General features: G+C 71.4%; 13 protein-coding genes. 6 read left to right on the forward strand and 7 right to left on the reverse strand.

Annotated elements, in window-relative coordinates:
• The first annotated feature begins 19 nt into the window (after window positions 1-19).
• Window positions 20-520 (forward strand): hypothetical protein, encoded by a 501-nt coding sequence (locus AB0A95_RS11005; protein WP_357555507.1) that lies wholly within the window; start codon window positions 20-22, stop codon window positions 518-520.
• Window positions 521-704: 184 nt separating this feature from the next.
• Entirely contained in the window at window positions 705-2,000 is a 1,296-nt protein-coding gene (locus tag AB0A95_RS11010) for a GAF domain-containing protein (protein ID WP_357555508.1), read from the forward strand.
• Here the strand turns inward: AB0A95_RS11010 and AB0A95_RS11015 are convergent.
• The gene (locus tag AB0A95_RS11015) at window positions 1,990-2,394 is read right to left on the reverse strand and encodes a helix-turn-helix domain-containing protein (protein ID WP_357555509.1); all 405 of its coding nucleotides are present in this window, start codon (window positions 2,392-2,394) and stop codon (window positions 1,990-1,992) included. The two genes, AB0A95_RS11010 and AB0A95_RS11015, sit on opposite strands and share 11 nt — an antisense overlap.
• A 70-nt stretch (window positions 2,395-2,464) precedes the next feature.
• Here AB0A95_RS11015 and AB0A95_RS11020 point away from each other — a divergent pair, with 70 nt between their 5' ends.
• Complete coding sequence (locus AB0A95_RS11020) at window positions 2,465-3,226, forward strand: hypothetical protein (protein ID WP_357555510.1); 762 nt, start codon at window positions 2,465-2,467, stop codon at window positions 3,224-3,226.
• A 6-nt stretch (window positions 3,227-3,232) separates the two neighbouring features.
• Here the strand turns inward: AB0A95_RS11020 and AB0A95_RS11025 are convergent, their stop codons facing one another.
• Genes AB0A95_RS11025 through AB0A95_RS11050 form a run of 6 tightly spaced genes read right to left on the reverse strand, consistent with a single transcriptional unit; the run spans window position 3,233 to window position 9,365 of the window.
• Window positions 3,233-4,357, reverse strand: a complete 1,125-nt coding sequence (locus AB0A95_RS11025) for an LLM class flavin-dependent oxidoreductase (protein ID WP_357555511.1) — start codon at window positions 4,355-4,357, stop codon at window positions 3,233-3,235.
• Window positions 4,354-5,400: an aldo/keto reductase gene (locus AB0A95_RS11030; RefSeq protein WP_357555512.1), complete on the reverse strand. Its 1,047-nt coding sequence runs from the start codon at window positions 5,398-5,400 to the stop codon at window positions 4,354-4,356. Before AB0A95_RS11030 ends, AB0A95_RS11025 begins: the two co-directional genes overlap by 4 nt.
• A gap of 20 nt (window positions 5,401-5,420) precedes the next feature.
• Window positions 5,421-6,758, reverse strand: coding sequence for an LLM class flavin-dependent oxidoreductase (locus tag AB0A95_RS11035; RefSeq protein WP_357555513.1), 1,338 nt, complete (start codon window positions 6,756-6,758; stop codon window positions 5,421-5,423).
• Window positions 6,755-7,492 carry an ABC transporter ATP-binding protein gene (locus AB0A95_RS11040; RefSeq protein WP_357555514.1) on the reverse strand — a complete coding sequence of 246 codons (738 nt, stop codon included), beginning with the start codon at window positions 7,490-7,492 and terminating at the stop codon, window positions 6,755-6,757. The genes AB0A95_RS11035 and AB0A95_RS11040 overlap by 4 nt, the downstream gene beginning before the upstream one ends.
• Window positions 7,468-8,304, reverse strand: a complete 837-nt coding sequence (locus AB0A95_RS11045) for an ABC transporter permease (protein WP_357555515.1) — start codon at window positions 8,302-8,304, stop codon at window positions 7,468-7,470. Before AB0A95_RS11045 ends, AB0A95_RS11040 begins: the two co-directional genes overlap by 25 nt.
• Window positions 8,301-9,365 (reverse strand): ABC transporter substrate-binding protein, encoded by a 1,065-nt coding sequence (locus AB0A95_RS11050; protein WP_357555516.1) that lies wholly within the window; start codon window positions 9,363-9,365, stop codon window positions 8,301-8,303. Before AB0A95_RS11050 ends, AB0A95_RS11045 begins: the two co-directional genes overlap by 4 nt.
• A gap of 487 nt (window positions 9,366-9,852) precedes the next feature.
• Between AB0A95_RS11050 and AB0A95_RS11055 the strand changes: the two genes are divergently transcribed.
• The 3 genes from AB0A95_RS11055 (at window position 9,853) to AB0A95_RS11065 (ending at window position 12,552) form a co-directional block, all read left to right on the forward strand.
• The gene (locus AB0A95_RS11055) at window positions 9,853-11,178 is read left to right on the forward strand and encodes a glycoside hydrolase family 6 protein (RefSeq protein ID WP_357555611.1); all 1,326 of its coding nucleotides are present in this window, start codon (window positions 9,853-9,855) and stop codon (window positions 11,176-11,178) included.
• A gap of 194 nt (window positions 11,179-11,372) precedes the next feature.
• The gene (locus AB0A95_RS11060) at window positions 11,373-11,732 is read left to right on the forward strand and encodes a DNA polymerase ligase N-terminal domain-containing protein (RefSeq protein ID WP_357555517.1); all 360 of its coding nucleotides are present in this window, start codon (window positions 11,373-11,375) and stop codon (window positions 11,730-11,732) included.
• 103 nt (window positions 11,733-11,835) lie between these two features.
• A complete protein-coding gene (locus AB0A95_RS11065) occupies window positions 11,836-12,552 on the forward strand; it encodes an alpha/beta hydrolase (protein WP_357555518.1) in 717 nt (238 codons plus the stop codon).
• Window positions 12,553-12,579: the final 27 nt, after the last annotated feature.

Genomic DNA, 12,579 nt, shown 5'->3' on the forward strand with positions numbered 1-12,579 from the left:
GCGCGACGATGGTGCTGGTATGCCCGCCTTCGAAGGTCCGCGTTGGGCGTACGGCGCCCTCGCGTGGTTGAGCTTCTTCGTGGTGTCCCACGTGCTCCTGGTGTTCTTTCCCGGCGACGATCCGACAGGCGACGGGCCCTGGAGTACGCGGGCCTACGTGATCTTCAACGTCGTACTCATCTCGATGTCCGCCGTCGGGGCGGCCGTCGTCCTCACCACCGTCCGTGGCGGGGCCCGACATCTTCCCCGGTGGTTACTCCTGCCGCCGCTGCTGTGTGGCAGCGTCCTGCTCGTGCTCCGGGGCGTTCCCGGGATGGCCGAGAACCTGCTGATGGTCACCGGTGTCCGTCGCGGCGGCTTCGTCGGAACCGACGACATCTCCACTGGCGAGTTCTGGGCCGGCCTCGGAATCAACACCTACTTCTTCCTGGGTGCCGTCTTGCTGGTGGGGGCAACCGTCTCCTACGTCCGCAGGCCGGCGCAGACCAGCCCGAGGAGCGCACCGGATCCGTCCGGGTGACACCTCCGGCTGCCGGGTGTGCCGGCAGCCGGAGGTCTCGAACCCGCGTGCGTTCGCCGTCGGTCCGTCCCGCCGGTAGGCTGCGTCGGCGGCCTCAGCCACCTCCTCGCGCACGGTGAGGACCGTCCCCGAGCGACGCACATCGAGTCATCCCCGTAACCGCAGACGAGAGGCGGACCACGACGTGACGGCGGTACCAGGCCAGCTGTCCTCGACCGCGGATTCGGCGGGCGCCGGGCAGGCAGCGGCGGAGGAGGATCTGCGGGCGTTGTTCGGGCAGTCCACCGCTGTCTTCGCCTCGCTGGCCGGCCCGGAGCATCTGGTGGAGACGGCGAATCCGGCGTTCTTCGCCACCATCGGCGAAGAACGGGCCCGCACCGGCGTCGCCCTCGCGGACCTGATGCCCGAGCTGGCCGGTCAGGGCTTCATCGCCCTGCTGGACCAGGTCTACCGCACGGGTGAGCCGTACACCGGCGGCGACGCCCGGGTCATCTTGGGGATCGGCCCCCAGGCGCGGGAGGCATACTTCGACTTCACCTACGAGCCGCGCCGGGACGCCGCCGGTCAGGTCTGCGGGATCCGGGTGCTCGGCGTGGAGACCACCCAGGTCAAGCAGGCGCAACGGCTGATGGCCGAACACCGCGCCCTGTTGGAGCAGATCGCCCGCCAGGCGCCCCTGGCCGAGGTGCTCGACGGGATGGCCCGCTGCATCGAGAATCTGGCACCGCAGGAAGTGCTCGTCTCCGTCCTCCTCGCCGATCCCGACGGTCGGCACCTGCGCCACGGCGCCGCACCCAGCCTCCCCGACTTCTACAACGAGGCCATCGACGGGATCGCCACCGGCGAGGGCATCGGGTCCTGTGGTACGGCCGCCCACCGGCGGCAACCGGTGATCGTCACCGACATCGGCACCGACCCGTTCTGGGACGACTTCCGGCACCTCGCCGATCAGGCCGGCGTGTCGGCCTGTTGGTCCACGCCGATCCTGGCCCGCGACGGCGGCCTCCTGGGCACCTTCGCCATGTACCACCGCATTCCGCGGGCCCCACAGGACTCCGACCTCGCCCTCGCCCGGGTCTTCGCCGGCACCGCCGCCCTGGCCATCGAGTGCCACCACAGTGAGCAGGCACGCCGGGCCGCCGAGGAGCGTGCCAGGTCAGCCCATGACGAGCTGGCCAGGGTGCTACGCGTCGAACGGGAGCTGCGCGCCGAGGCCGAGCAGCGGGCGACCGCCGCCGCGGAACTCGCCGCCCGGATGCGCGCCGCCGCCGCCGCGCAGGCCGCCATGCCGCACCCGGAACGCTGTGAGCTGGGCGGCACCCCGGGATGCACCGCCCCGGCCGAGATCAAGATCGCCGATTCGTGGGGCGACGCCGCGTGGGGCTGCTCCGCCCACGTCGAGGAGGCCATTCTCAACGTACGGTCGGTGTTCATCGCCAGCGAGGAGCTCGGCGGCCTGGCCGCCTACCTCAGGCGCTAGGAGCTGTGTCAAAGCCCCTGGCCGGCCTCGGTGCCGCTGGCGGCGGCTGTCCGGCAGGCCCCCGCGCCCGCGCTCGTGCCTGTTCGATCTCGGACGCGTGATCGACCGCCCACTCGCCGAGCGCGATGACCAACGGGAGAAGTGAGTGGCCCAGGTCGGTGAGGGCGTACTCGACGCGGTCCGGCATCTGTTGGCGGCTGATCAGCCCATCGGCCTCCAGCATCCGCAACGTGCGGGTGAGGATGCGCCGGCTCAGCCCGTGAACTGTGCGATCGAGTTCGTTGAAACCGTAGGGGCGCTCCCGGAGCACGGCGAGAACGAGAACTGTCCACTTCTCGCCCACGCGCCGCAGGATGTCGGTCGCCGCGCACGACGCGTGGTCGGCCAGGGTCACGGGTAGCGGTAGGACCGGTGACATCGATGTGCCTTCTTTCCGCGAACTCGGACGAGACCCACGATGAAGTATGCGCACAGTGGTGATCACGGGCGGGACACGCGGCATCGGCGGAGCACTCGCTGACCGGCTCCGGCAAGCCGGGGACCGGGTCGTCGCGATCGGCAGCGCCGACGCGGACCTCACCTCGGTCCGGCAGACCGCCGCACTGACCAACCGGCTCCCCGACAAGATTGACGTGTTGGTGCTGGCCGCGGGACGTTTCGGCCAGCGGCGGGTCGTCACCGACGAGGGTTTCGAGCAGAGCTTCGCGATCTACGTCCTCAGTCGTTATCTGCTCGCCGAACGGCTTCGCCCCGCGTTGGACCGTGCAGAGGCGCCGCTCATCCTCAACCTCTGCGGCACCGGTGGAATCCGGGCCGGCGGAATCAACTGGGACGACCTCCAGCTCGCCGACGGATACAGCCTGTTCAAGGCCACCATGCAGGGCGCACGCGCCAACGACCTGCTGGGAGCGGGCTTCGCGGCCGCGCATCCGGAGAGCCAGGTCCGCTACGTGCTCTACAACCCCCTGTTCGTCAACAGCGGTATGCACCGCTACCTCCGCCAGCCGGCACGTGCCATCGTCGGCGCGTCAGCCGCTCTGTTCGGAAGATCCACCGATACCGCGGCCGCCCACCTGGCCGCCCTGCTGGCCCAACCGCCGACAGCCCGACTGACGGCGCTGCGTCGCAGAACGCCGGTGCCTCTCACCCGACCGGAGTTCGACCGCCCGGCGGCCGCCCGGCTATACACGCTGCTTGCCGAGCTGACCGGGCCGCACCGCGGGTGATCGGGTTCAGCTGGCCGTCGGCACCGCGCCCCGGTCGCGCGTGCTGGTGCGGCGCGCGGTGCCGTCTCCTTCGCGCAGCAGCGGCAGGAGCTGCGTACCCTGGCGTTTGATCTCCGGTAGGTAGGGCGTGTCGGAGAGCACGAAGTGGGTGACGCCCAGACTCTCGTACCTGCGCAGTGATCGCGCCACGTCCTCGGCCGAGCCCACCAACCAGGTGGTGCCGGCTCCGCCGCCGCCGTACCTGCCGGGTGCGGTGTAGAGGTTGTCGTCGAGCACGTCGCCGCGTGCGGCGAGGTCGAGCAACCGGCGCTGGCCGACGGCGGCCTGCCAGTGCGGGTGGCGCTCGATGCCGCCGGCGCGGCGTGCCAGTTGGGCGACCTTCGCCTCGGCGTCGGCCCACGCCTGGTCGGTGGTGTCCCGGACCACTGTGGTGACCCGCAACCCGAACTCCAGTGGGGCGTGCTCGCGCCCCAGCTTCTCGCTGAGGTGCCGCAGCCGCTCGATCCGCTCGGCCACGCCGTCGAGTGGCTCGCCCCAGAAGAGCTGGACGTCGGCCTCGGTGGCGGCCACCTCCTCGGCGGCGGCCGAGGCGCCACCGAAGTACAGGCGCGGGTGCGTGCGTTCACCGCGGACGACCGGTCGCAGCGCCAGGGTGGAGTCGGTGACGCCGAAGTGCTCGCCACGGTAGGTGACGGCGTCCTCGGTCCACAACCGGCGCACGAGCTGGATGAACTCTCTGGTCCGGGCGTAGCGGGCGGCCTGGTCGCCGTCGGTGTCGCCGTACGCCGCCAGGTTGTCCTTGCCGGACACGATGTTGACGAGTACCCGGCCCTGGGTCAGGTGGTCCAGCGTCGCGGCGGCCGAGGCGAAGTTGGCCGGACGCCAGTAGCCGGGCCGGATCGCGATCAGCGGCTGGAACGTCGTCGTACGGGCGGCCAGCGCGGCGGCGACAGTGAAGGTGTCGGGGCGTCCCCAGCCGGTGCCGATGAGGGCACCGGACCACCCGTGCCGCTCCAGCGCCTGGGCGTGGCCGGTGAGGGTGTCGAGACTGTTGTGCTGCTGGACCACGTCGTCGCCGCGGTGGCCCGGCTCGACCTGGTTGGGGATGTACCAGAGAAACTCCGCACTCATCGGCCGTTCCTCCCGCCGCGACGCCGCTGTGCCGGGTCGCTCAGCGACGGCGGTTGGTATCCGGCGTCGGCGGGGTTCAACGTGGTGCCCGGCGGGACGATGGCGTCGATGCGGTCCAGCACGTCGCGGGACAGTGTCACCTTGGCGGCGCCGAGCTGTGACTCCAGATGGGTGAGGGTGCGTGGGCCGATGATCGCCGACGTGACGGCCGGGTGCTCCAGGACGAACGCGATGGCCAGGTGGATCAGGGACAGACCGGCCTCGTCGGCGAGGGCGGCCAGCTCGTCGACGACGGCGAGCTTGGCGGCGTTGGCCGGCCACGCCGGGTCGAACCGGGCGGGCAACCGGTCGGCCCGGCGGGAGATCGGCGCGTCGAGCCCACCGTGGTAGCGCCCGGAGAGCCAACCTCCGGCCAGTGGGCTCCACGGGAGCACCGCCAGCTCGTAGCGCTGCGCCACCGGCAGCACCTCGCGTTCGATCCCGCGGGCCAGGATCGAGTACGGCGGCTGCTCGCTGACCACCCGCTCCCGGCCGCGCCGCTGCGCGACCCACTGACCCTCCACGATGGCCGACGGTTCGAACGTGGACGTGCCGAGGTAGCGGATCTTGCCCTGGCGGACCAGGTCGGTGAGCGCGCCCAGGGTCTCGTCGAAGTCGGTGTCCGGCTCCGGCCGGTGCACCTGGTACAGGTCGATCCAGTCGGTGCCGAGCCGGCGCAGGCTGTTCTCCACGGCCCGGTAGATCCAGCGGCGGGAGTTGCCCCGGTGCTGCGGGTTGTCGCCGACCTGGCCGTGGAACTTGGTGGCGAGGAAGACGTCGTCGCGGCGCCCACCGCTGAGTGCCTTGCCGACGATCTCCTCCGACTCGCCGTGCGAGTAGACGTCGGCGGTGTCGATGGCGTTGATGCCCGCGTCGAGCGCCCGGTGGATGATCTGGATGCCGTCCTCGTGGTCGGGGTTGCCCCGTTCGCCGAAGTTCATCGCACCCAGCGTCAGTGAGCTGATCCGTACGCCGGTGCGCCCGAAGGGTCGTTGGTCGACCATTGTTGGTCCTCTCCTGGTGGTCAGTGGGAAGCGGCGGCGAGCCGCCGTGCGGACTGGTTGACCGGGCGGGGCAGCCCGTAGTGGTCGCGCAGGGTGGTCCCGGTGTACTCGGTGCGGAACAGCCCTCGGCGCTGGAGGATCGGCACGACGTGGTCGACGAACGTCTCCAGCCCGGACGGCAGCACCGGCGGCATGATGTTGAAGCCGTCGGCGGCGCCGCTGCGGTACCACTGCTCGATGGCGTCGGCGACCTGCTCCGGTGTGCCGGCGAAGGTGCGGTGCCCGCGTCCACCGCCGAGCCGGCCGATGAGCTGGCGTACGGTCAGGCGTTCCCGCCGGGCCAGGGTGACGATGAGCGTGTACCTGCTCTTGGCGCCCTGGATCTCGTCCTCGCTGGGCAGGTCGGCGGGCAGCTCCTTGTCCAGGTCGAGGTCTTCGGGGGAGACCCGCAGCGTGGTGGCGAGCTGGGCGCGCGCGTACTCCGGTTTGATCAACCGATCCAGCTCCTCCTCCAGCGCGCGGGCCTCGGCCTCGGTGGGGGCGACCGCCGGCACGATGCCGGGCAGGATCTTGACGGAGTCCGGGTCGCGGCCGACCTGCGCGGCGCGGCGCTTGAGGTCGCGGTAGAACTCCTGCGCCTCGGCGAGCGTCTGCTGCGCGGTGAAGACGGCCTCGGCGTACCGGGCGGCCAGCTCCTTGCCGTCCTCGGACGACCCGGCCTGCACCAGCAGCGGGTAGCCCTGCGGTGAGCGCGGAACGTTGAGCGCGCCGGCCACCCGGAAGTGCCGCCCGACGTGGCGGGGCGGGTAGAGCAGACCGTCGTCGCCCCACCGGCCGGCGTCCTTGTCGCCGAGTGGCGCCTCGTCGTCCCAGCTGTCCCAGAGCTTCAGTGAGACCTCGACGAACTCCGCGGCCCGCTCGTACCGGTCCCGGTGGGCGGGCAGCTCGTCCAGGTTGAAGTTGCGGGCCGCGTCGACGCCGGCCGTGGTGACGATGTTCCAACCAGCCCGGCCGCCGCTGATGTGGTCCAGCGAGGCGAACCGGCGGGCCAGGTTGAACGGCTCGTTGTACGTCGTCGAGGCGGTCGCGATGAGCCCGATGTGCCGGGTCGCGCCGGCCAGTGCGGTGAGCAGCACCGTCGGTTCGAGCGTGCCCGCCGGCCGCCGGCCGATGCTGTTCCAGAGCACCGGGCTGTCGGCGAGGAAGAGCGAGTCGAGCTTGCCCCGCTCGGCGATGCGCGCCAGGCGCGTGAAGTGCGCGACGTCGGTCTGTGCGAACGGGTCGCTCTCCGGCAGCCGCCAGGCGGCCTCGTGGTGGCCGACGCCCATCAGGAACGCGTTGAGGTGCAGCATGGTCATCCTTCCGTCTGCTCGACGCCGAGTGCGCGCAGCAGGGTTTCGCGGTACGCGAGGAATTGCGGCTGCCGGTACGAGCGCGGCGCCGGCAGGTCGATGGCGAGGTCGACGGCGATCCGACCCGCGTCGAGCAGCAGGACCCGGTCGGCCAGGGTGATGGCCTCGTCGACGTCGTGGGTGACGAGCAGCACCGTGGGCCGGTGCCGGGCGCACAGTTCACGCAGCAGGCCGTGCATGCGCAGGCGGGTCAGCGCGTCCAGCGCGCCGAACGGCTCGTCGGCGAGCAGCAGCTCCGGCTCGGACACCAGTGCCCGGGCCAGCGCCACCCGTTGCTGCTCGCCACCGGACAGCTCGTTCGGCCAGGCCCGCTCCCGCCCGGCCAGGCCGACCTCGGCGAGTGCCGCGCGGCCGCGCTGGTGGGCGTCCGGCCCGCGCAGGCCGAGCACGACGTTGTCCAGGACCCGCTGCCAGGGCAGCAGCCGGGCGTCCTGGAAGACGACCGAGGAGTTCTCCGGTACGTCGACCAGGCCGGAGCCGGTGGCGTCGCCGTCCAGACCGGCGAGCGCACGTAGCAGGGTGCTCTTGCCCGAGCCGCTGCGGCCCAGCAGCGCGACGAACTCGCCAGCGCCGAACTCCAGGTCGAACCCGTCCAGGACGGCCCGGTTCCCGAAGCCACGGACCAGTCCCTGGACCCGGACGGTACGGGTTGCGGTCAGTCCGCCATGGTGCGTCGCCACGACAGTGCCCTCCTCTGCGCAAGCCGGACGGCACCGTCGGACAGCAGCCCGAGCAGTCCGTACAGCACGAGTCCGACGATGATCACGTCGGTCTGGCCGTACTCCCGGGCCAGCTCCATCATGTAGCCGATGCCGCTCGTCGAGTTGATCTGCTCGACGACCACCAGGGACAGCCACGCCCCGACCACCGCGAACCGCATGCCGAGCAGGAAGCCGGGCAGCGCGCCGGGCAGCACGATCCGGCGGATGAAGGCAGTCCGCCGCAGGCGCAGCGACTCGCCCAGCTCCACGTACCGGCTGTCGATGGTGCGCAGCCCGTTGTGGGTGTGGATGTAGACGGGAACGAAGACGCCGAGCGTGATGGTGATGACCTTCATCTGCTCGCCGATGCCGAACCAGAGGACGAGCAGCGGGATCAGCGCGAGGGCGGGGATGGCCCGCTTGATCTGGATCGGTCCGTCGAGGATCGCCTCACCCCACCGGCTCAGGCCCGCGAGCAGGGCCAGCACGATGCCGACGACGGTGCCGATGGCGAGGCCCAGGCCGGCCCGTTGGGCCGAGATGGCCAGGTTGTCCTGAAGTCGGCCGTCCGCGATGAGGTCACCCGCCGTCGTCACCACGGTCCAGGGCGCCGACAGGGTACGCGGGTCGATCCAGCCGCCCGCCGAACCGGCCGCCCACACCGCCAGCAGCAGGATCGGACCGATCGCCGACCCGAACGGGATGGGTCGACCCGGCTTCAGCCGGCGCCGTGGACGCCTGGCGGGAACGGTGGTGGCCGGTCGGGGTCGGGTCAGTGTCGAGACGGTCACTTGACGCCTCCCGCGGTCAGCGCCTGCGCGCCCACGGCTTCGTACCGCCGGTCGTACAGGCTCTCGGCCTTGAGGGGCTTGTTGCCCGTCTCCTTGGCCAGCAGATCGATGGTCTCCTGGTGCCGGCCGATGGCCTCCGTCCAACTGGACGGGATGTCGGCCACGCCGCCGTTCTCGACCAGCCACCTGCCGTCGTCGGTGGTCAGGCCCTGGTCCTTGACGTAGTACCGCTCGATCCACTCGTCGGGGTTGGCCTCGCGCCACCGCCAGGCCCGCGCCCACGCCTGCACGTACTCGCGGATCGCCGCCGCCTTGGCCGGATCGCCGAGCACGCTGACGGGCGCGTACAGGTGACCGGGGTCGTCGCGCAGGCCGTGCGAGATCAGTGTCGCGCCGTCCCGGCCGTACTTGCTCTCGTAGCGTTTGATCTGCACGCCCCCGATCGGGGCCACCTCGACCTGGCGACTGGCGAGCGCCGTCCCGTAGACGTCGCCCGTGCTCGGCAGCTCGACAAGCTTGACGCCCTTCTTGCTGAGGCCGGCCTTGTGGAGTACCCGCAGGATCAGCGCCCCCTGCGCCTGCCCCGGGCTGTACGCGATCTTCTTCCCACGGAGGTCGGCGAGGGTGGCGACAGCGACGCCGGGCGCGATGCCGAGGCGGTAGATGGCGTGGTTGAGCGGGTCCTGGCGGTACTTCGAGGCGACGATCTTCGTGGGGATGCCCGTCCAGTGCGAGTGGATCGGTGGGATGTCCGCCACCGAGCCGAGATCCACCGCCTTCGCGCGGAACGCCTCCAGGGTCTGCGGGCCGCCACTGATGTTCGCCCACTCCACGGTGAAGGACAGCTTCTCCGCCTCCCCGGAGAACTCGATCGCCTTCTGGTGCTCCTTGTCCCCGATGACGAGCTTGGTGCCCTTCGGCACCGCCTCCGGCAGTGGCTCGCCGGCGGCCAGGGCCACCGGGGGTGTCTCGTCGCCGGCGCAGGCGGTCAGGCCCAGCGTGACCGCGCCGAGGGTGGCGGACAGGAAGGCCCGTCGATCCAGGAGGGATGGTGATGTCACGTAGGACTCCTTCGTGGCTGTTGCGGGACGGGGCGGCACCCCACGTGGTCGGGGCGGCGCCGTCGCCGGGACTGCTGATCAGCGGCTCGGCGAGCACGATCGCGTCGTCGCCAGCGGGGCACCCGGTGGGAGCCCGCGCGATCGGCTCGGCGCGCATCCGGTGCTCGGGTGGAGGGAACGGCTGCCGGTCGTCGTCGAGCCGGCGGCGCCGGGGATGGAGGAAGCGGGTAACGCTCGCTCAGCGGCAGCAGCCGCAGGCGGCGGTCCAGCCGCGGCAGCATCCCCGCGACACCGCGATGGCGGTGCCCCGAAGCAGGGTGTGCTGGCTGGTCATGGATACGACGCTAACCCACAATTCCTATGTGTCAACTAGGGTTTCATGCGCTGGGACGCGACGGGTGCGATAATAGATCTAAATGGATAAGTCTTTGGCCGAGGGCGCAGGCCCGACGCCCAGGTCAGCTCCGAGGGAGCCACCACCGTGACCATGCCACCGGTCCGCCCATTCCTCGCCGCCGTGTCCGTCCTGCTGGTGGGGGTGCTCGCCAACGCCGGTCCGGCCCACGCCGCCGATCCGCCGCCCAGGGTGGACAACCCCTACGCCGGCGCCCGGGTCTACGTCAATCCCGAATGGGCCGCTCGCGCCGCCGCCGAGCCCGGCGGTGCCACTGTCGCCGGCCAGCCGACGGCCGTCTGGCTGGACCGGATTGCCCGGATCGAGGGCACCGACGGGGTGCTCGGCCTGCGCGGGCATCTGGACGCCGCCCTGGCGCAGGGCGCCGACCTCGTCCAGCTGACCCTCTACAACCTGCCGGCCCGCGACTGCGGCCGGCGGGCCCCACAGGGGGAGCTGTCGATCGACGACACCGCCCGGTACGAGGCCGAGTTCGTCGATCCGATCGTCGAGATCCTCGCCGCTCCCCGCTACGCCGACCTGCGCATCGTCGCCTTCGTCGAGCCGAACTCGCTGCCCAACCTCGTCGTCAACACCGGCATCCGGTACACCGCCACCCCGGCCTGCGACGAGGTGCTGGCACGCGGCACCTACCAGCAGGGGATCGGGTACGCCCTGGCCCGGCTCGGCACCGTCCCCAACGTCTACCCGTACCTGGACATCAGTCACCACGGCGAAGTCGGCTGGCCGGAGGACTCGGCGCCGCTGACGGCGCTGCTGCTCCAGGCCGCGACCGCCGCCGGCAGCACGGTGGCCAACGTGCACGGCTTCGTCGCCAACACCGCCAACTACTCGGTCCTGCGCGAGGAGCACTTCCGCGCCGACGACGTCGTCAACGGCCAGCCGGTGTACCAGTCGAGGTGGGTCGACTGGAACCCGTTCGTCGACGAGGTGCCCTACGCGCGGCACATGCGTGCCCTGCTGACCGAGGTGGGCTTCTCCCCGCAGGTGGGCGTCGTGGTCGACACCTCACGCAACGGGTGGGGCGGCCCGGGCCGCCCCACCGGGCCGGCGACCGCGGGCGACGTGAACCGGTACGTCGACGGCAGCCGGATCGACCGGCGGGCCTACGTCGGGAACTGGTGCAACCAGGTGGGCTCCGGCCTCGGTCAGCGGCCCGCCGCCGAACCGGAGCCGGGCATCGACGCCTACGCGTGGGTCAAGCCGCCCGGCGAGTCCGACGGCAGCGCCGGCAGCCCGACCCCGGGTCTGCCGTACGAGCCGCTGTGCGACCCGAACTACCTCGCGCCGCGCAGCTCCCCGTACGCCACCGGGGCGATGCCGGCCGCGCCGCCGATCGGCGAGTGGTTCCCGGCGCACTTCCGGCAGCTGCTGACAAATGCCTGGCCGCCACTGTGAGTGGTTCGGCTCCGCCGCCTTCCGCGACGGCGGTGACGGGCACGTCCGGCTGAACCTGGCCACCGCACCGGAGCTGATCACCGAGGCGGTACGCCGGATGGTCGCCGCCGTCGCCGTCGCCGTCGCCGTCGCCGTCGCCGTCGCCGTCGCCGGACAGGACAGTCAGGTCACCGAGAGGGGCGGGGGCGGCGACAATGGTCGGCGTGCCACCCGCCTTCGTGCTGCACCACCACCGCAAGCCGCGACCGCACTTCGACCTGCGGCTGGAGGAGGCCGGTGTGCTGCGTTCCTGGGCGGTGCCCCGCGGCCTGCCGGACAGTCCCCGTGCCAACCGGCTCGCGATCGCCGTGCCGGACCACCACCTCGATCACCTCACCTACCAGGACGCCGACAAGTCGATCGCCGACATCGGGACGTGGGAGGAGCACGACCGCACCGAGCGCCGCATGGTGTTCACGTTGCACGGCCGCACCGGCCGACGCCGGTACGCGCTCATCCGCACCGGCGAGGGCTGGCTGCTGCACCTGACGAAGGAGCAACCCGCTGACGTTTGAGGACGGCGGCTGGCTCCATGTTTCGGCCTCGCGTGACGGGTATTCAGGCGCACCGGCGCGGCCGTGGGTGCAACAAGTGTCACCGAGTGAGGGAGTGCGCGTTATGTCTGATCCGCAGCCCACAATCGTTCTCGTGCACGGGGCGTTCGCCGAGTCGGGGAGTTGGAACGGCGTGATCGAGCGGTTGGGCGCCGCGTACGACGTGGTGGCCGCCGCCAACCCGCTGCGGGAGGTCGCCGGCGACGCCGCGTACGTGCGGGACGTGGTCCACGGGATCGGCGGGCCGGTCGTTCTTGTCGGACACTCCTACGGCGGCATGGTGATCACGCAGGCCGCTGCCGACGAACCACTGGTGCGGGCCCTCGTGTACGTCAACGCCTTCGCCCCGGACACCGGCGAGTCGGGGCTGTCGCTGTCCGGGAAGTTCCCCGGCAGCACGCTCGCCGACACGCTCGTGAAATACCCGCTGTCGACCGGCGGTAACGAGGTCGCGATCGGCCAGGACACCTTCCACAAGCAGTTCGTCGCGGACGTGTCGGCCGACGTCGCCGCGCAGATGGCCCGGACGCAACGGCCGATCACTGAGAAGGCCCTGGGTGACGGGCTCACCGGCGACCCGGCCTGGCGATCGCTGCCCAGTTGGTTCGTGTTCGGGGACTCCGACAACAACATCCCGGTCGCCGCGCACCGGTTCATGGCCGAGCGGGCCCAACCGCGGGGCCAGCGTGAGGTCGCCGGTGGTTCGCACGCCATGGTGGTGGCCCGGCCGAGCGAGGTCACCGAGACGATCATCGAGGCGGTCCGGGGTGTGGGCGGCTGACGTCCGATCCCGGCCAGGGCCCGCTGC

This window comes from Micromonospora sp. NPDC049230 (assembly GCF_040647875.1).
In the GTDB taxonomy this organism is placed as follows: domain Bacteria; phylum Actinomycetota; class Actinomycetes; order Mycobacteriales; family Micromonosporaceae; genus Micromonospora.